We start from the raw sequence: 16,185 nt of genomic DNA, 5'->3' as shown, positions 1-16,185 counted from the left end.
CGAACAGTCGGTTCTATCGGGCAATGTCGCGTCGTATTCATAATGTATTTCCGTGGACGAAATGGGGTAAATATATATTTGTGGCATAAAAGCAACGAGCATGACACGCCGATCAAGCCGAGAGACAGAAGCCTTGACCCGACGACCCTCGCGCCGTGGGTTCCTCACCGCCGCCGGCGCCGCCGCGACGATCAGCCTCGCCGGGTGCGCCGGAAGCGGAACGTCCGAGGACGAAACCGTCACGCTGCAGGCGAACTCCCCCGCCGCCGAGGGCTCCGTTCACGGCGATGCAGCCGCTTGGCTCGGGGAGGTCGTCGAGGAGGAGACCGGCGGCGAGATCGAGATCGAGGCGTTCCGGAACAGCGAACTCGGCGGCCAGATCGAGTCGATCGAGAACGTCTCGACCGGCGGACTCGACATGTACGTCATCCCGTACGCGCTGACGGGGACGCAGTACCCGCCGGCGCAGGTGTTCGACGCGCCGTACATGTACGACCCCGACAACCCCTACGAGGACATATACGAGGCGACCAATCCGACGAACTCCGAGGCGGTCCAGGAGGTCATCGAGAACCTCGCAAGCGAGGCGAACATCCGCTCGATCGGATCGGTCGTCCAGGGAACGCGGCGCGTGACGGTCACCGGTGACCCGGCCACCAACCCCCAGGAACTCGGGGAGAAACTGCTCCGCGCGGTCCCCATCGGCATCTACGAGGAGACGGCCGTCGGCCTCGGCGCACAGACGACCGAGATCGACTTCTCGGAGGTGCCACAGGCCCTTGCGACCGGATCGATCGACGGACAGGAGAACCCCTACAACATCATCGTCAGCTCCGGCATCCACGAGAACACCGACTACGTGCTCGAAACGAACCACATGCACACGCCGCTTGCGATCATCCTCAACGAGGACCTCTGGCAGGGCTTCGACGAGGAGACACAGCAGACCTTCTACGACGCCGTCGAGGAGATCCAGCCGCGGGCGACCGATCTGATCCAAGAGAACATCGAGGGCCACCGCGAGGCGGTCCGCAACGAGGGCGGGGAGATCATCCCGCCGGAGGACCTCGACATGGACGCCTTCCGGACGCAGGTCAGATCGCGCATCCGCGAGCAGTTCCCCGACTTCATCGAGACGATCGAGACGATCCACGGCGGCGAGTACCGGTAGCTCCGCCCGCCGATGTCCTCGTCCCCGCCACCGTCCCCGTCGCGCTACGACACGCTCACCAGGCGCGTCCCCTACACCGCAGCAGCCGCGGGCCTGCTCGCTATCGTCGGTCTGATCATGGCCGCGGTCGTGACGCGGAACACTGGGGTTCGGGTCGGCGGGCTACAGACGCTCGCGCAACTCGTCGGCGTCTGGCTCGCGTTTCTGCTCGCCGGTGCATTGGCCCGCGAGGACCGACACATACGGATCGACTTCCTCATGAACCGGCTCCCCGAGCGCTTCGGGCGGTACAACCGGATCGTCGTGCTCGCGTTCAACATCGCGTTTTGCGCCGTGTTGATCGTCGGGTCGGTCTTCGCGATGCAGCAGTTCTGGGACTCGACGGCGCCGAGCATCGCGATCCCGATACCGCTGTACTACCTCGCGCCCGTCGTCGGATTCGGGATGCTTGCGGGTGCGTACCTCGCGGAGCTTCTCGGGGAACTCGGGGTTCGATCGACGACGAGCGAGGGTGACTCGCCGTGATCAGCGACGGGATACTCGTCATCCTCGCGTTCGTCGCGCTCGCCTTGCTCCGGGTGCCGGTCTACGCCGCGTTGGGCCTTCCGGCCACGTACTACGCGCTTTTCGTGTTCGGTCAGCCGCTCTCGTTTCCGATCCAGCGGATGCTCCGGACGGTCGACTCGTTCACGCTGCTTGCGGTCCCGATTTTCATCTTCGTCGGCTCGCTGATGAACCACGGCGACGTGACCGAGCGGATCTTCGATTTCGCCGACAGCGTCGTCGGCCACCTGACCGGCGGGCTCGCGCAGGTGAACGTCCTCACGAGCATCGTCTTTTCGGGCATATCGGGGTCGGCGCTGGCCGACATCGGCGGCGTCGGCCGCGTCCTGATCGAAACGATGTCCGAGAGCGGCTACGACGACGGCTACTCGGCCGCGCTGACGAGCGCATCGGCGACGATCGGCCCGCTGTTCCCACCGAGCATTCCGCTGATCCTCTTCGGCATCATCGCGGAGGTGTCGGTGCTTCAGTTGCTGTTGGCGGGCGCGCTTCCGGCGATCCTCACCGGCCTGCTGTTGATGATCGGTACCGCGATCATCGCCCGCCGGCGCGGGTTCCCGCGGAACGACGAGCGGGCGTCGCTCTCGAAGGCCGGCCGGTCGTTCCTGATCGCGACGCCGGCGCTGCTCACGCCGGTCGTCCTGATCGCCGGCATGCTCGGCGGGTACTTCAGCCCGACCGAGGCGGCCGCCGTCACCGTGATCTACATCGCCTTTATCAACGCGGTGTTCTACCGCATCCTCAACGTCGAGTACGTCTGGTCGGCCTCCATCGAGGCGGTTCGGACGACGGGGACGATCCTGCTCATCCTGGCGGCCGCCGGGCTCTTCGCGTGGGTCCTCTCGGTCGAGGGGATCGACCAGCAGTTCGCGAACATCCTCTTCGGGATCTCCGAGACGCCCGCTGTCGTGCTGTTTCTGACGGTTCTGCTGTTGCTGTTTCTGGGGCTCTTTCTCGACCCCCTCGCCGCGCTCGTCATGGTGACGCCGGTCATCGTGCCCCCGCTGACGTCGGTCGGGTACAACCCGATCCACGTCGGCGTCGTTACCGTCTACGCGCTCATGGTCGGGCTGTTGACGCCGCCGCTGGGGCTCTCGGTGTACCTCTCCGCCGACATCTCCGGCGCCGACGTTGTCGACGTGTTCCGGAAGTCCGCACCCTACTACGTGATACTGCTCGTGGGGCTGTTCGTCGTCGCGTACGTGCCGCGGCTCAGCCTGGCGCTCCTCGAGTACGCCTGAGCTACCCGTCCTCGACGACCTGCATCGGCGCGATCGTCTCCGCGTCGTCGAGCGTCCCGACGAGCCAATCCAGCCCCTGATTCGGCCCGTCGACGCCGACGCCGCGCTCCCGGAACGACTCGATCGCGCGCTCTATGTCCTCAACCTCGAAAGCCATGTGGAAGAACCCCTCCCCGTTCTCCGAGAGGTGCTCGTGTATCCACCCCTCCGATCGCGTCGGCGTGATCAACTCCAACAGCACGCCGTCGAGTTCGTAGACGGCGACCTCGAGGTGGTAGTCCTCCGACATCGTTTCTCGGGTGTACAGATCGAGCCCGAGCGTCTCCTCGAACTGCGCCGCCGCGGCGTCGAGGTCGGCCACGACAAAGGCGATGTGGTGAACGCGCTGTAACATACGTCCCCTCTGTGTGTCGGCGCTTGTGAACACACCGGTCTCGCGGCGGTCGGGTCGGCGCCTCCGATCGCCGCGGTTTTATGTCGCTGCGGCGAGCGCCCCCGACATGGACGCGACCGCTCCGCTCGCGACGGACGTTCCGACGGTGCAGACGCTTCTCGGCCGCGCCTGCCGGACCTACGAGTCGAACGCGCTTGCGACGTTCGAGGGCGAATCGATCAGCTACGGGGAGGCCTGGGAGCGCGCCGGCGCGCTCGCAAGCGCCCTCTCGGAGATGGGCCTCCGGCCGGGCGATCGGGTCGGCCTGATGATGTCGAACCGGCTCGGCTACGTCGTCGCGGACCTCGCCTGCGTCCGCGGTGGGTACGTCAAGGTCGCGATGAACGACATGCTGACGCGCGAGGAGTACGAACACATCGCCTCCGACTCGGGCTCGAAGGTCCTCGTCGTCGACGAGGGCTTTCTCGGGACCGCGAGTGACCTCGCCGAGGAGATACCGACCGTAGAGGACGTCGTCGTCTTCGGGGACTCGGCGCCCGAGGGAGCGATCGCGGCCTCCCGGCGCATCGAGGCGCACCTCGGCAGCGCCCCGGACGTCGAGGTCGACCCGGACGACGTCGCGCTGTTTCAGTACACCGGCGGCACGACCGGCAAACCGAAGGGCGCAAAACACACGCAGTACGGCCTCGCGATCTGCCTGCTCGCCCACGTGCTCGAACTCGACATCCGGCCGAACGAACGGCTGTTGTTGACGACGCCGCTGCCGCACTCGGCGGGCTACGCGCTTTCGGCGGGGATGATCCGGGGGGCGCACGCGCACATCACCCAGGGGTTCGACCCGGAGGCGTTCCTCCGGGCGGTCGAGGACAACGACATAACGTGGTCCTGGATGGTCCCGACGATGATATACCGCGTGTTGGACCACGAGCGGCTGTCGGCGACGGACGTCTCCTCGCTCGAGACGCTCGTCTACGGCGGCGCGCCGATCGCCAGCGACCGCCTCGAGGAGGCCCTCGAGGCCTTCGGGCAGGTCTTCATCCAGCTGTACGGCCAAAGCGAGATCCCGAACATCGGGACGACGCTCCCCAAACACGACCACACCACCGAGGCCGGCGAGAAACTCGACTCCTGTGGCCGGGCGACCGCGATGGCCGACGTCCGGATCGCCTCTCTCGAGGACCGGACGGACACGGCCGCGCTGCCGCCCGGCGAGGAGGGCGAGATCCTCCTCAGGGCCCCCTACCGGATGACCGGGTACCACGGCCTGCCAGAAAAGACGGCGGCCACCGTCGTCGACGGGTGGATCAGGACCGGCGACATCGGCCGGATGGACGAGGAGGGGTACGTCTACCACCTCGATCGCGACAGCGACATGATCATTACCGGCGGGCTGAACGTGTACACGACGAACGTCGAGGACAAACTGATGACGCATCCGGACGTCAGAGACGTCGCCGTCATCGGCGTTCCGGACGACGACTGGGGCGAGGCCGTCCACGCCGTCGTGGTGCCGGAGGCCGGGGCGGACCTCACGGCCGAGGACGTCCGATCGTTCGCTGACGAGCGACTCGCCGACTACAAGAAGCCCAAAAGCACCGAGTTCGTCGACGCGCTCCCGACGACCCCCTACGGGAAGGTCGACAAGAAGGCGCTCAGGGAGCCGCACTGGGCGGACCACGACCGGGACATCGCCTGAGCGCACCCGAGGCGGGCAGCATCGCGGCGGTCAGCCGAACAGCGGCCCCGGCTCGTCGTCCCGCTCGAGGACGCCGACGAGTTCGACCGAATCGCCGATGTCGACGCTTTCCTCGACGCCCGCCATGATCCGCGCGGCGTCGAGTTCGACGATGGCGACGGTGTGGGGCCCGTCGAAGCCCTCCGGCGGCACCGCGATCGTCGTCTCGGTGATCACCTCCCCGCTCGTCGGCAGCGCGATCGGCTCCAACTCGCGGCTGCCGCACCGGACGCAGGCCGCTCTGGGCGCGCCGCTTCGGTGGCCGCAGTCGGCGCACGCCTCGCCCAACAGGACGTCCTCGCGGAGCGCCCGCTTCCAAGCGGTGTGCGTCAGCCCCGCGTCCGAGCCCTCGAGGAACCGATCGACGGCCGGATCGCTCTCGCTCATGTTCGGGCCTCCATGACGGTGACGAGCGTCGTTGCGGTGTCGCCGCCGAGGTTGTGCGCCAACCCTGTCGTCGCCTCGGGGACCTGTCGCGAGCCGACCTCGCCGCGGATCTGCTCGGTCAACTCGACGATCTGGGCGGTCCCCGTCGCGCCGATCGGGTGGCCCTTGGCCTTGAGGCCGCCGCTCGGGTTGATCGGGATCTCGCCGTCGAGTTCGGTCCGCCCCGCCTCGGCCGCCGGGCCGCCCTCGCCGTCGGCGAAGAAGCCGAGCGCCTCCGTTGCGAGCACCTCCGCGCCGGTAAAGCAGTCGTGGAGTTCGCAGAAGTCCACGTCGTCGGCCCCGATCTCGGCCTCCTCGTAGGCCTGACTCGCCGCCTCGCGGGCGGAGTGCGTCGCCGTCAGCCGCTCTTTGTCCGCGATGGGGACGATGTCGGTCGCGTGGCCGATCCCGGTCACGTCCACCGGCGCGTCGAAGGAGTCCGCAAACGCCTCGCTCGCGACGACGACCGCCGAGGCGCCGTCCGAGAAGGGACAACAGTCCATCAGCCGGAACGGATCGGCGACGAGCGGCGAGTCGAGCACCGACTCGACGTCGGTCTCCTTGCCGAAGTGCGCCCGGGGGTTCAGCGTCCCGTTCGCGTGGTTCTTGACCGCGACGCGTGCGAGTTGTTCCTCGGTCGTCCCGTACTCGTGCATGTGCCGTTTCGTCAACAGCCCGAACACGCCCGGAAACGTGATGCCCGCCGGCTGTTCGTACTGGCGGTCGGCGGCGCTGACGAACGCCTTCGTCATCTCGGGCGTGTCGAGGCCGGTCTCGGGCGTACAGCGCTCGACGCCGCCGACGAGGACGACATCGTGAGGCCCCGACTCGACGGCCCGGACGGCGTGTTTGAACGCGTTGCTCGAGGTCGCACACGCGTCCTCGAAGCGCTGGGTTGGAACCCCGGCGAGCCCGACGTGGCTCGCGAGCTTCGGCCCGAGGTGGGTGTCGTTTTCGGTCGTGCCGCCGAGGGTGTTCCCGACGAAGAGGGCGTCGACGTCGCCCCGCTCGACGCCCGCGTCCGCCATCGCCGGGAGGGCGGCCTCGGCGAACAGCTCCGAGAGTGTCTTGTCGTGGGGTCCGAACTCCGTCATGCCGGCCCCGACGACGCTTGCTCGTGGCATCGTATCACACACTCACGGCCGGATGATATAAAAAACGTGCCCAGTGCGATCGGCTCCTGGCCACACTCCGCCCACCTGTTCCCTCTCTTGTCCTCACCGGCCGCAACGCGACTTTGCGGCGCGAATCGAACGCTGAACCGATGACCACCGTATTAAGTGCTGAGCACCTACCGATAGATAACGCAGTCGAGTGCCTGTGTACTCGCTGTCGACAATCGGGCTCGGACTGCGGGTGAAACCATGACACTCAACACACTATTCGATGCGGACGACGACCGAGCCGTTTCGCCCGTTATCGGGGTCATTCTGATGGTCGCGATCACGGTCATTCTCGCGGCCGTCATCGGGACGTTCGTGCTCGGACTCGGCGATCAGGTCCAACAGACCGCTCCGAACGCACAGATCTCGATCACGGATAACACGACGAACAGCGTCACGATCGCCCACGGCGGCGGCGACACGTTCAACGATCAGAACACCGTCGAGATCCGCGTCACCTCCGGCGGCGACGAGGTCAACACCACAGCCATCGGGAACCCTCCGTACGGTGGGCAGTTCCGGGCCGGTGACGAAGTGAACCTCAGCGGTGATGCCGTCGTAAACGGCGGCGACACCATCCGCGTCGTCTGGGTCGGCGAGGAGCGAACCTCCGTCCTCGCGGAACGGACGGTCTAAGCGGGTTCGCGGTTTTCGGTTCTTTATTCCCGTCCCGACAACGAGTCGCACAGAGCGTCCCAGCCGATGCCAACCGCTGCGTCTCACACTGATAGGTACGAGAGAGCGATCCCCCCGACTCTGCCCGGATCGAAAATGTACCACGACGCGGCCGGCGAGTACCGCTGGCGGCTGCGACACCGCAACGGGAACATCCTGCTGGACGGCGGCGAGGGCTACACGATTCGGAGTGCGGTCCGCGACGGCATCGAGAGCCTCAAGCGGAACGCGCCGAACGCCGATCAAAAGTAACCCGCGACGCGCCCGACACGCCTTTTTGACCCTCCGAAGCCGGCTCACTCGGTCGGCTCTTCGGCCAGCGCGACGTCCCGCAGTTCCCGACACCGCTCCGTCTCGACGCGTAGCTCCGGGACCGAGACCGGCGTGCCCTCCTCGTCGACGGCGACGAACACGAAGTACGAGTCGGTGGTCTCCTCGCGGTCGCCCGTGTGGGGAGACTCGCGGAACGCCCGGAGCCGGACGCGGACGCTCGTCCGGCCGGCAGCGTACACATACGACTCGATGACGCAGATCTCGCCCTGCGGGACCGGCCGCTTGAAATCGAGGTCGTTGATCTTGGCGGTGACGCAGGGGCCGCCGGCAAAGCGCATCGCCGACATCGCGCCGACCTCGTCCATCCACTTGACGACGTTGCCCCCGTGCGCCGAGGCGTGGTTGTTGGTGTGGGTCGGCTGTACCTGCTGGCGGTTCTCGATGTACGTGTCGCTGACGGTCGGCATACCGTGAGGACGGCGGGCGGGCGGAAAGGCCCGTCGGTCGGCGGTTCTGGCTCCGGCTCCAACCGACGATCACGGGCGTTCGAGGCGTCCCTCGTAGCGGTGCCACCCCTCGACGGTGCCGGCGTACTCGTAGGCCGGCGGCGGGTCGAGCCCCCAGGGTTCGAGGCGGCTCTCGACGTTGTCGACGACGGTACACACGAACGACCCCCGATCGCGGAGCCGCGGCGGCGCCCGTGTGTGTTCGGTCTCGAACCGACAGCGCGCGACCCCTCGGGGTCCGTCGCCGTCTCCACCTCCGTCGTCGCGTTCGATCGGGTCGATCCGAAGCCGGAGGTCCGACCGGAGCCGCTCTCTGACCGGCCGCGGGCTCCCGCGGAGCAGTCCCTCGCCGAAGGCGTCGATCGCCTCGAGCGCGTCGTCAGGGACGTGGTTCACGACTCCGGCAGTCGCCCCCCGTCGACGGCGACGTTCTCGCCGCTCACGTACGCGGCCGCGTCGCTCAGGAAGAACCGAAGCGGCGCAGCGACGTCCTCGAAGGCGGCCGGACGCCCCCGCGGGAACTCCTCGACGCCGGCCTCGGTGTTCTCGACGGCGAACGGCGAGACCGCGTTGACCGTTATGCCCGCGTCGGCGGTGTCGGCCGCGAGCATCCGGGTGAACATGAGAACGCCGGTCTTGGCGACGAAGTACGGGAAGTTCACCGGGGCGGCGTGCATCCGGTCGCTGTCGGCGAACCCGATGTTGACGATCCGGCCCCACCCGCGTTCGGCCATCCCGGCGAGGGCGCGGCGCGAGCACAGCACCGTCCCGTAGAAGGTCGTCTCGACGACGTTGCGCCAGGACGCCCACTCGATGTCCGCCCAGTGTCTCGCGTCGAAATCGCCGACGTTGTTGACGAGGACGTCGACGCCGCCGAGCTCGGACTCGACGGCGCCGAACAGCGCGTCGACGGACTCGGGGTCGGTGACGTCCCCCTGGACGGTCGTCGCCTCGACGCCGTGCTCGCGGGCGGCTTCGGCGGTCTCGGCCGCCGCCGCGTCGCTCGTGTGGTAGTGGACGGCGACGTCGGCGCCACACTCGGCGATCGACAACAGTAGCTCCCTGCCGACGCGCTTTGCGCTGCCCGTGACGAGTGCCGTGCGCCCCTCGAGGTCCGGCCTGAACTCCATGCCCCTGATAGCGCTGCCAGCGACTTCAACAGACGGTAAGACGAAGGCCCGACGCGCGGCGACACGCCGCGGTTCAGCGCTTGCCGAGGGCCTCCTCGAAGACCCGCTGGGCGCGCTCGTAGCCCTCGTTACGGTCGACGATCGGGTGGGGGTACTCCGGGGCGACGGCCTCGCGTTCGCCGTCCGAGAGCGTCGGCCACTCGATGATCCGCTCCGTCGGCGCCTCGCGCAACTCCGGGACGTACTCGCGGATGAACGCCGCGCCGTCGTCGTACTTCGAGGCCTGGCTCACCGGATCGAAGATCCGGACGTCGACGGAGTCGGTGCCCGTCGAGGCGGTCCACTGCCAGCCGCCGTGGTTCGATGCGTAGTCGTGATCGATCAGCTGTTCGGTGAAGTAACGCGCGCCCTTTCGCCAGTCGACGAGGAGGTGTTTCGTGAGAAAGCTCGCGACCACCTGCCGCGGCCGGTTATGAATGTACCCCTCCTCGTTCAGCTGGCGCATCCCGGCGTCGACGAGGGGGTACCCGGTCTCGCCGCGCTTCCAGGCCTCGAAGTCCTCGTCGGCCTCGCGCCAGGCGATCTCGTTCGGGAACTCCTTGTAGTTCGAGACGGCGAGATCCGGGTTGTAGTACAGCAGGTGGTACTGCTGTTCGCGCCAAGAGAGCTCGTAGCGGTACTTGTCGACGTTGCGGCGCTCGCCGCCCGAGACGGCGTCGTAGACCTCGCCCGCGTCGCTCCACAGCTCTCGGATCCCGATCGCGCCGGTCGCGAGGTAGGGCGACATCCGCGAGACCGCCCGCGTCGGGGCCTCGACGGCCCGCGCGAGGTCGTCGCGGGTGTCGTTGTACGAGGTGATCCCGCGGTCGAGAAAGCCGTCGAACCGATCGCGCGCGGCCCGGTATCCGGCCGCCGGCAGATCGATGTCGGCGTCGGGCTCCGGGACGGTCTTGCCGTCGCCGACCGACGCGAGGGCGTCCGCCGGGGGCTCCTCGTAGGGGCCCCGCTTGGGGACGGCTTCCCAGTCGTTGTGGAACTGGCTGTGGTTCGGGTAGGACCGCTCGAGACGCCCGGGATCGACCAAGACGAGGTCCGTCCGACGATCGGTTCCGACGCCGTCGTCCGACAGCGCCGCGTCGACGCGGCGCTGTCGGTTCCGCCGCGCCGCCCGGTAGTGTTCGTTGTAGAACACCGTCTCCGCGTCGTACTCCTCGGCGAGGTCGACGAGCGCCTCGTCGGGCGCGCCGGAGCGGACGACGAGGTCGCTGCCGAGTTCGCGGTACCGGGCCTCGAGGCGCTTTACTGCCCGGAGGTAGAAGACGCGCTGTCGGTCGCCGAGCGTTCCGAGCAGGTCGGCGTCGTAGACGAACACCGGCACGACCGTTCCGCTGCGTGCGGCCGCGGCCAGTCCGGCGTTGTCCACCGTTCGGGGGTCGCGGCGGTGCCAAAACAGCTCCATACCGACCGAAGGGGCTCGATCGGATAGTGTCCTTCGGACGCGGCGACTCCGGGCGCGACCGCCCACCGAGACCCACCCGAGGCGCGCTCACTCGTGTCCGGAGACCGGAACCGGCCCGTAGGGCTCTTCCAAGTACTCCATGTCGCGATCCGAGAGGTCGATCTCGAGGGCCTCGACCGCGTCCTCTAGGTGCTCGATCTTCGAGGCGCCGATGATCGGCGCGTCGACCCACTCCTTGTGCAGGAGCCACGCGAGCGCGATCTGTGCCATCGAGGCGCCGTGATCGGCGGCCAGCTCCGCGACGCGCTCGTTGATCTCCCGGCCGCCGTTGTCGGCGTAGGGGTGTTCGTGGGCGTAGTCGTCGCTCTCGCCCCGCGTCGTCGCCTCGAACTCCTCGTGGGGGCGGGTGAGGTACCCCCGCGCCATCGGGCTCCAGGGTATCACGCCGATCCCTTCCCGTTGACACAGCGGGAGGGTTTCGCGCTCCTCCTCGCGGTAGACGAGGTTGTAGTGGTTCTGCATCGTCGCGAACCGTTCGAGCCCCTCCTGATCGCTGGTCCCCAACGCCGCCGCGAGTTGGTGGGCCCACATCGACGACGCGCCGACGTGTCTGACCTGCCCGCGGCGAACGGCGTCGTCCAACGCGCCGAGCGTGGTTTCGATCGGGGTGTCGTAGTCCCAGCGGTGCGTCTGGTAGAGATCGACCGTGTCGACCCCGAGGCGATCGAGGGAGTTTTCGAGTTCCTGTTCGATCGTCTTCCGGGAGAGCCCCCCGGAGTTCGGGTCCTCCTCGCGCATCGGGAAGAACACCTTCGTCGCGATCACCGACTCCTCGCGGTGGCCCTCCAGGGCGTCGCCGAGGATCCGCTCGCTCTCACCGAGCGAGTACATGTTGGCGGTGTCGAAGAAGTTGATGCCCAACTCGCGGGCCCGCTCGACGAGTTCGTGGCCGAAGGACTCGCCTCTGACCCACTCGCGCCACTCCGGGTCGCCGAAGCTCATACAGCCGAGACAGATCCGCGACACCTCGATGCCGCTCGTGCCGAGCGTGGTGTACTCCATGCCCGCCACACGACGGGCCGGCGCAAAAAACTACCCGAGCGATTCGGCGTCGACGGCGGCCAGCTGCACCCGGAGGATCGCCGCGGCCCCGATCGCGGCGACGACGGTCGCGCCGAGGTGGGCGTACGTCGTCGGCGTCGCGCTGTCGATCGCGAGCAGCGCAACCGTCGTCGCGGGGTGTTCCGGCAGCAGGGCGGCGGCCGCAAAGGCCGCGAGCATCCCGAGCGAGTAGCTCAACTGCGCGCGCTGCCGGACGGGGACCGCGAGCGCGAGCCCCGCCGCGAAGACGACGGCGACGACCGAAAGCGCCGTTGTGAACGCCAGTATCGCCGGGACGTTCGCGACCGCGATCTCGTTGAGCCCCAACAGGAGTACCCACAGCGCGACCTGAATCGGCGCGAGCGCGGCGAGCACGCCGGCTTTCCCCTCGACGATCTCGGTGAGCGAGGTCGGCGCGACACGCAGGAGCTCGAGCGTGCCGCGTTCGATCTCCTCGGTGAGCGAGTCGACGACGACGGCCCCGCCGATGAACACCGGCAGAAACACCAACAGCGGGAGCAACACGGCGTACGAGAAGCCGAAGTACGGGCTGGCGTCGACCGACGCCGGCACCGACACCGACACCGGCTGGAACGAGAGGTGCTCGCTCCGGGCGGAGCGCTCGGTTCGTTCGAGCTCCTCTAGGGCCGCCCGCAGCTGGACGACGACGAGCGTCTTCTGGAGGCTCGTCTGGGGGGCGTCGACGGTGACGGCGATCCGACCGCCGCGGCGCTCGACGGCGGCGATCGCCTGGATCTCGTTTCTGTCGAAGGCCGCCTCGGCGTCGGCGGGGTCGTAGGGCCGCGCGTCGAGCCCGTCGACCGGCTCGGCGGCCGCGAGCAGCCTGTCGGCCTCCTCGCCGGTGACGCCGACGACGACGTCGCCCTCGGCCGCGCCGGGGTCGTACAGCGAGGTCAGCCCGACGACGAGAAACGACGAGAAGCCCGCGATGACCAACTGGATGAGCAACGCGAGGACGATCGTCTTCTCGCGGGACAGCGATCCGAGCTCCCGGCGCGCGATGGCGGCTCTAGACAACGCGACTCACCACCGCGGCGTTGTACGCGACGTGGACGAGGACGGCCGAACACAGCCCGAGGACGAACGTCGAGCGGCCCCGGCTGGCGCCCGCGGCCGTCACCGTCGACGTTGCGACGTGCAGCGCGAGCGGGGCGAACGCCAACAGCGCGATCACGCCCGGCGTCGGCGCACCGAAGCCGGTCTGGAAGGCGGCGTCGGCGACCGGCGACCCGGGGAGTCCGACCAACTGAACCGCGAGGGTGAGCTTCTCTGCGAGAAAAAAGCCGATCCCCGCAGCGGCCCCGACGGCGAGGCTCACGGGCAGCGTCCGCCCGTACCTGTCGTGGGCGAACCCCGCGTAGATCGGCAGCCCCTTTGCGAGCTCCTCGATGACGGCGATGACGGCGAACACGAGCGGGATCGACACGGCGACCGGCAGCGCGAACAGGAGCGCAACGGCGAACAGCTCGGCGACGAAGACGAACGGCACCAACAGGACGACGACCGCGGCGACGCTCCGGGGGCGGCGGATCCGCTCTGCGAGCGCGTCTAAGGCCTTGTGCTGGATCGCCCGCTGGGTGAACAGATCCTCCTCGCGGTACAGCCCGAGCCCGAAGAAGAAACAGATCGCCCCGACGAGCGTCGGCGGCCCGAGCGCGAAGGCGAACTGTCCGGGCGTGACCGCCGTCCCGGTGAGGTCCTTGATCGCGAGCGTCAGCGGCGAGACGAACGCGACCGCGCTGGTCTCGGCGAAGATGGCCGGCACGAACGCGTAGGTCGTCAGAAGCGTCGTGATCGTGACGGTCACGAACGTGAGCTCCTTGAACGACCGGGCGAAGAGCGACCCGAGAAACGTCGTCGCCAGGAACAGAAGCGTCAGCGGCGCGACCGCGAGCACCGACAACAGCCCGGCCTCCCCGCCGAGGAGACGCAGCCCGGCGACGATCGCGACGGTTATCGAGACCGACGCCGCGGCGTACGGCAGCGTCTTGCCGAACACGATGTCGGCGCGGCCGACCGGCGCGACGAGCAGCAACTCGCCGCGCCGCCCGAGGCGCTCGGACAGCATCGAACTGCCGTACGCCTGTATGAGGAAGTTCAGCGGCAGCACGAACAGGAACGCGAGGACGAGCGACTGAAACGGGAACGGCGGCTGTATGTCCGAGGGGGTGCCGGTGGTGCCCGCCGTCCCGAAGAGGTCGAACGCCCCGAGCGACGGCGCGCCGATCGGGCCCTCTGTGTCCCCGCCGGTCGCCCCTTGGGTGGTCTCGGTGTCGGTCCCGGTGGTCCCCCCGTCGCTCCCGGTGGCTCCCCCGCCGCTGGACCCGTCTGTTCCGCCCGCACCCCCGTCCGTCGTCGAGTCGCCATCGTCGGCTCCCGAGGCGTCCCCGGCGTCCCCGGCGGCGACGACCTCGCTTCCGCCGCGTTCGACGTACCGGACCGTCACGGTCACGGGAAAGGCGGCGGAGGCGTTGTCCTCGGCCGACAGCCGGCGGTCGTTGTACCGGTCGATCGACCCCCTGAGCGCGGCGAGGGCGGCGCGGCTCTTCTCTGTCGGTTCGCCGCCAGATTCGGCGAGATAGAGCCGCGCCCCGCCCGGCCGGTCCTCGACGTACAGGTCGTACCGGCCCCCGGCCGCCAGTCCGCCGCCGTCGATCGCCTCGGGGTTCGGCTCGACGGCGGCGAAGGCGGGGTCGTCGGCGACCGGCCCGTAGAGGTCGCTGTCCTCCTCGACGCCGACGCGGTAGATGCCGTCTTCGATCGCGACGCCGCCGACCACGCCAACCACGCCGACCGCGAGGACGAACGCGACGGCCGCGACCCCGACGGCGACGGCGCCCCTGTCGAGGCCGCCGAACCCCTTCGTCGCTTCCCACCGTGCGATCCGGAGGAGCGTCTTCGGGCGCATCAGGCCTCCGTCGCCTCGCTGTCACTGTGGCCGCGTCCCTCCGAGTCCGCGAGATCCAAGAAGAGGCCCTCGAGCGTCGGCTCGACGGTCCGGATGTCGTCGATCGCCCCGCCGTTTTCCACCGCCGCCTTCCGGACCGACTCGACGTCGGCCATGCTCTCGACGACGCGGCGGTACCGGTCGCCCTCGGCGCTCGCGCCCGGCACCTCGACGGTGGTGAAGACGCGGTACTCCGTCGCTCCGTACCGATCCCGGAGGTCGCCGAGGGCGCCCTCGGCGACGATCCGCCCCTCGTTCATTATCGCGACGCGGTCGCAGACCTCCTCGACGTGATAGAGGTTGTGCGCCGAGAAGACGATCGTTCGGCCCTCCGCGGCGAGTTCCTTCGTGAACTCGATGATGTAGTTCGTCGTCAGGGGGTCGAGCCCCGATGCCGGCTCGTCGTACACGAGGACGTCGGGGTCGTTGACAAGCGAGCGGGCGATGGCGACCTTCCGTTTCATCCCCTTGGACATGTCGCCGATCGCGCGCCGCCGGTGTTCGAGTTCGAGCCGATCGAGCGCGTCGTGGATGCGCGTCGTCGCGACGTCGTCCGGGACGTCGTAGAGGTCCGCGAAGAACTCCAGATACGAGACCGCCGTCATCTCCTCGTACAACGGCGATTCCTCGGGCAAAAACCCGAGGCGCCGCCGCGTCTCGCGGGCGTCCGCCGGCTCGCCGGACACCTCGACGGACCCCTCGGTCGGTTCCAAGAGCCCGGCCAGGCTTTTTAACGTGGTCGTCTTGCCGGCTCCGTTCGGGCCGATGATGCCGAACACCTCGCCGCGATCGACGGTGAAACTGCTGTCCTCGACGGCGACGAACGCGCCGTACTCCTTGCGCAGCCCGCGGACTTCGATCACGTCCAGGGCCACGGGGGGCTGTTATTAAAATCCGGGCCGTGGCTCGGCTACGAGAACGGCGGACAGTTTTCCTGTCCGATCCGCCGCTCGCCCGCCGGCGACTCAAATGGGATCCGGCGCTACCGCGTGTCGACGGCGACGCTGAACTCGTGTACCGGGTGGAGGTCCTCGCCGCGTCCCGAGCCCTCACAGCCGTCGGTGGGACAGGCGTAGTGCCAGCCGTCCCGCGTCGCCTGGCGCTCGGAGAACTGCTCGCCGCACCGTTCGCAGACCAACGCGTCAGCCGAACAGGTGTCGCGGTGGAGTTCGTACTGGAGTTCGCTCGTAAACGTCCGTTTGCAGTTTCTGCACGTGTATGTCATACCCGTCGGTTCGGATTCATCGTTCTTATAATTACTTCTTTGTTTATCCGGGGCCAAGCGGCGTGAAACGGCCCGATACGGCCCGCTGACGGCGTGTTCGTATTTCCCCGACCGCGAAGACGCACTGGACGAACGGTCGGAACGCCCGAACCCA

At 68.3% G+C, this 16,185-nt stretch carries 18 protein-coding genes; 6 read left to right on the top strand and 12 right to left on the bottom strand.

All coding sequences use genetic code 11. The annotated features are described in order from the left end of the window. Positions 1–100 precede the first annotated feature (100 nt). Genes dctP through Q0916_RS00505 form a run of 3 tightly spaced genes read left to right on the top strand, consistent with a single transcriptional unit; the run spans position 101 to position 2,976 of the window. The gene (gene dctP, locus Q0916_RS00515; protein WP_299232852.1) at positions 101–1,171 is read left to right on the top strand and encodes a TRAP transporter substrate-binding protein DctP; all 1,071 of its coding nucleotides are present in this window, start codon (positions 101–103) and stop codon (positions 1,169–1,171) included. 12 nt (positions 1,172–1,183) lie between these two features. Continuing rightward, positions 1,184–1,696, top strand: a complete 513-nt coding sequence (locus Q0916_RS00510; RefSeq protein ID WP_299232849.1) for a TRAP transporter small permease — start codon at positions 1,184–1,186, stop codon at positions 1,694–1,696. Further along, on the top strand, positions 1,693–2,976 hold the full coding sequence (locus Q0916_RS00505; RefSeq protein ID WP_299232846.1) for a TRAP transporter large permease: 1,284 nt from the start codon (positions 1,693–1,695) through the stop codon (positions 2,974–2,976). Before Q0916_RS00510 ends, Q0916_RS00505 begins: the two co-directional genes overlap by 4 nt. Position 2,977: 1 nt before the next feature. Here Q0916_RS00505 and Q0916_RS00500 read toward each other — a convergent pair whose 3' ends face one another. After that, entirely contained in the window at positions 2,978–3,370 is a 393-nt protein-coding gene (locus Q0916_RS00500) for a VOC family protein (protein WP_299232843.1), read from the bottom strand. Between the two features lie 106 nt (positions 3,371–3,476). Here Q0916_RS00500 and Q0916_RS00495 point away from each other — a divergent pair, with 106 nt between their 5' ends. Beyond that, a complete protein-coding gene (locus Q0916_RS00495) occupies positions 3,477–5,066 on the top strand; it encodes an AMP-binding protein (RefSeq protein ID WP_299232840.1) in 1,590 nt (529 codons plus the stop codon). A 30-nt stretch (positions 5,067–5,096) separates the two neighbouring features. Here Q0916_RS00495 and Q0916_RS00490 read toward each other — a convergent pair whose 3' ends face one another. After that, positions 5,097–5,492 (bottom strand): Zn-ribbon domain-containing OB-fold protein, encoded by a 396-nt coding sequence (locus Q0916_RS00490; RefSeq protein WP_299232837.1) that lies wholly within the window; start codon positions 5,490–5,492, stop codon positions 5,097–5,099. After that, the gene (locus tag Q0916_RS00485) at positions 5,489–6,655 is read right to left on the bottom strand and encodes a thiolase domain-containing protein (protein ID WP_299232834.1); all 1,167 of its coding nucleotides are present in this window, start codon (positions 6,653–6,655) and stop codon (positions 5,489–5,491) included. Before Q0916_RS00485 ends, Q0916_RS00490 begins: the two co-directional genes overlap by 4 nt. 240 nt (positions 6,656–6,895) lie before the next feature. Between Q0916_RS00485 and Q0916_RS00480 the strand changes: the two genes are divergently transcribed. Next, positions 6,896–7,330, top strand: a complete 435-nt coding sequence (locus tag Q0916_RS00480) for a type IV pilin N-terminal domain-containing protein (RefSeq protein WP_299232831.1) — start codon at positions 6,896–6,898, stop codon at positions 7,328–7,330. 135 nt (positions 7,331–7,465) lie between these two features. Beyond that, a complete protein-coding gene (locus Q0916_RS00475; protein WP_299232829.1) occupies positions 7,466–7,621 on the top strand; it encodes a YegP family protein in 156 nt (51 codons plus the stop codon). 44 nt (positions 7,622–7,665) lie between these two features. On the opposite strand, the gene Q0916_RS00470 is transcribed toward Q0916_RS00475, so the two are convergent. The 9 genes from Q0916_RS00470 to Q0916_RS00430 all read right to left on the bottom strand — a co-directional run bounded on the left by Q0916_RS00470 (position 7,666) and on the right by Q0916_RS00430 (position 16,031). Beyond that, positions 7,666–8,109 carry an acyl-CoA thioesterase gene (locus Q0916_RS00470; RefSeq protein ID WP_299232827.1) on the bottom strand — a complete coding sequence of 148 codons (444 nt, stop codon included), beginning with the start codon at positions 8,107–8,109 and terminating at the stop codon, positions 7,666–7,668. Between the two features lie 69 nt (positions 8,110–8,178). Beyond that, complete coding sequence (locus tag Q0916_RS00465) at positions 8,179–8,544, bottom strand: hypothetical protein (RefSeq protein WP_299232825.1); 366 nt, start codon at positions 8,542–8,544, stop codon at positions 8,179–8,181. Then, positions 8,541–9,278: an SDR family NAD(P)-dependent oxidoreductase gene (locus Q0916_RS00460; RefSeq protein WP_299232823.1), complete on the bottom strand. Its 738-nt coding sequence runs from the start codon at positions 9,276–9,278 to the stop codon at positions 8,541–8,543. Before Q0916_RS00460 ends, Q0916_RS00465 begins: the two co-directional genes overlap by 4 nt. Positions 9,279–9,351: 73 nt before the next feature. Beyond that, positions 9,352–10,737 carry a cryptochrome/photolyase family protein gene (locus tag Q0916_RS00455; protein ID WP_299232820.1) on the bottom strand — a complete coding sequence of 462 codons (1,386 nt, stop codon included), beginning with the start codon at positions 10,735–10,737 and terminating at the stop codon, positions 9,352–9,354. An 87-nt stretch (positions 10,738–10,824) separates the two neighbouring features. Then, entirely contained in the window at positions 10,825–11,799 is a 975-nt protein-coding gene (locus Q0916_RS00450; RefSeq protein ID WP_299232817.1) for an aldo/keto reductase, read from the bottom strand. Positions 11,800–11,829: 30 nt separating this feature from the next. Further along, a complete protein-coding gene (locus Q0916_RS00445; RefSeq protein ID WP_299232815.1) occupies positions 11,830–12,876 on the bottom strand; it encodes an ABC transporter permease in 1,047 nt (348 codons plus the stop codon). Continuing rightward, positions 12,869–14,767, bottom strand: coding sequence for a PrsW family glutamic-type intramembrane protease (locus Q0916_RS00440; protein WP_299232813.1), 1,899 nt, complete (start codon positions 14,765–14,767; stop codon positions 12,869–12,871). The genes Q0916_RS00445 and Q0916_RS00440 overlap by 8 nt, the downstream gene beginning before the upstream one ends. Then, the gene (locus Q0916_RS00435; RefSeq protein ID WP_299232811.1) at positions 14,767–15,669 is read right to left on the bottom strand and encodes an ABC transporter ATP-binding protein; all 903 of its coding nucleotides are present in this window, start codon (positions 15,667–15,669) and stop codon (positions 14,767–14,769) included. Before Q0916_RS00435 ends, Q0916_RS00440 begins: the two co-directional genes overlap by 1 nt. A 119-nt stretch (positions 15,670–15,788) precedes the next feature. Next, on the bottom strand, positions 15,789–16,031 hold the full coding sequence (locus Q0916_RS00430; protein WP_299232808.1) for a transcriptional regulator: 243 nt from the start codon (positions 16,029–16,031) through the stop codon (positions 15,789–15,791). Positions 16,032–16,185: the final 154 nt, after the last annotated feature.

Origin of the sequence: Natronomonas sp. (genome assembly GCF_028274965.1) — an archaeon.
In the GTDB taxonomy this organism is placed as follows: Archaea; Halobacteriota; Halobacteria; order Halobacteriales; family Haloarculaceae; genus Natronomonas.
The sequence above is the reverse complement of the archived record's forward strand: the minus strand, read 5'-3'. Positions and strand labels throughout refer to the sequence as shown.

What these genes read in the sequence shown, in the direction of transcription:
- dctP (WP_299232852.1), top strand. Translation starts at nt 101, where the DNA reads ATGACACGCCGATCAAGCCGAGAGACAGAAGCCTTGACCCGACGACCC.
- Q0916_RS00510 (WP_299232849.1), top strand. Translation starts at nt 1,184, where the DNA reads ATGTCCTCGTCCCCGCCACCGTCCCCGTCGCGCTACGACACGCTCACC.
- Q0916_RS00500 (WP_299232843.1), bottom strand. Translation starts at nt 3,370, where the DNA reads ATGTTACAGCGCGTTCACCACATCGCCTTTGTCGTGGCCGACCTCGAC.
- Q0916_RS00495 (WP_299232840.1), top strand. Translation starts at nt 3,477, where the DNA reads ATGGACGCGACCGCTCCGCTCGCGACGGACGTTCCGACGGTGCAGACG.
- Q0916_RS00490 (WP_299232837.1), bottom strand. Translation starts at nt 5,492, where the DNA reads ATGAGCGAGAGCGATCCGGCCGTCGATCGGTTCCTCGAGGGCTCGGAC.
- Q0916_RS00485 (WP_299232834.1), bottom strand. Translation starts at nt 6,655, where the DNA reads ATGCCACGAGCAAGCGTCGTCGGGGCCGGCATGACGGAGTTCGGACCC.
- Q0916_RS00480 (WP_299232831.1), top strand. Translation starts at nt 6,896, where the DNA reads ATGACACTCAACACACTATTCGATGCGGACGACGACCGAGCCGTTTCG.
- Q0916_RS00475 (WP_299232829.1), top strand. Translation starts at nt 7,466, where the DNA reads ATGTACCACGACGCGGCCGGCGAGTACCGCTGGCGGCTGCGACACCGC.
- Q0916_RS00470 (WP_299232827.1), bottom strand. Translation starts at nt 8,109, where the DNA reads ATGCCGACCGTCAGCGACACGTACATCGAGAACCGCCAGCAGGTACAG.
- Q0916_RS00460 (WP_299232823.1), bottom strand. Translation starts at nt 9,278, where the DNA reads ATGGAGTTCAGGCCGGACCTCGAGGGGCGCACGGCACTCGTCACGGGC.
- Q0916_RS00455 (WP_299232820.1), bottom strand. Translation starts at nt 10,737, where the DNA reads ATGGAGCTGTTTTGGCACCGCCGCGACCCCCGAACGGTGGACAACGCC.
- Q0916_RS00450 (WP_299232817.1), bottom strand. Translation starts at nt 11,799, where the DNA reads ATGGAGTACACCACGCTCGGCACGAGCGGCATCGAGGTGTCGCGGATC.
- Q0916_RS00440 (WP_299232813.1), bottom strand. Translation starts at nt 14,767, where the DNA reads ATGCGCCCGAAGACGCTCCTCCGGATCGCACGGTGGGAAGCGACGAAG.
- Q0916_RS00430 (WP_299232808.1), bottom strand. Translation starts at nt 16,031, where the DNA reads ATGACATACACGTGCAGAAACTGCAAACGGACGTTTACGAGCGAACTC.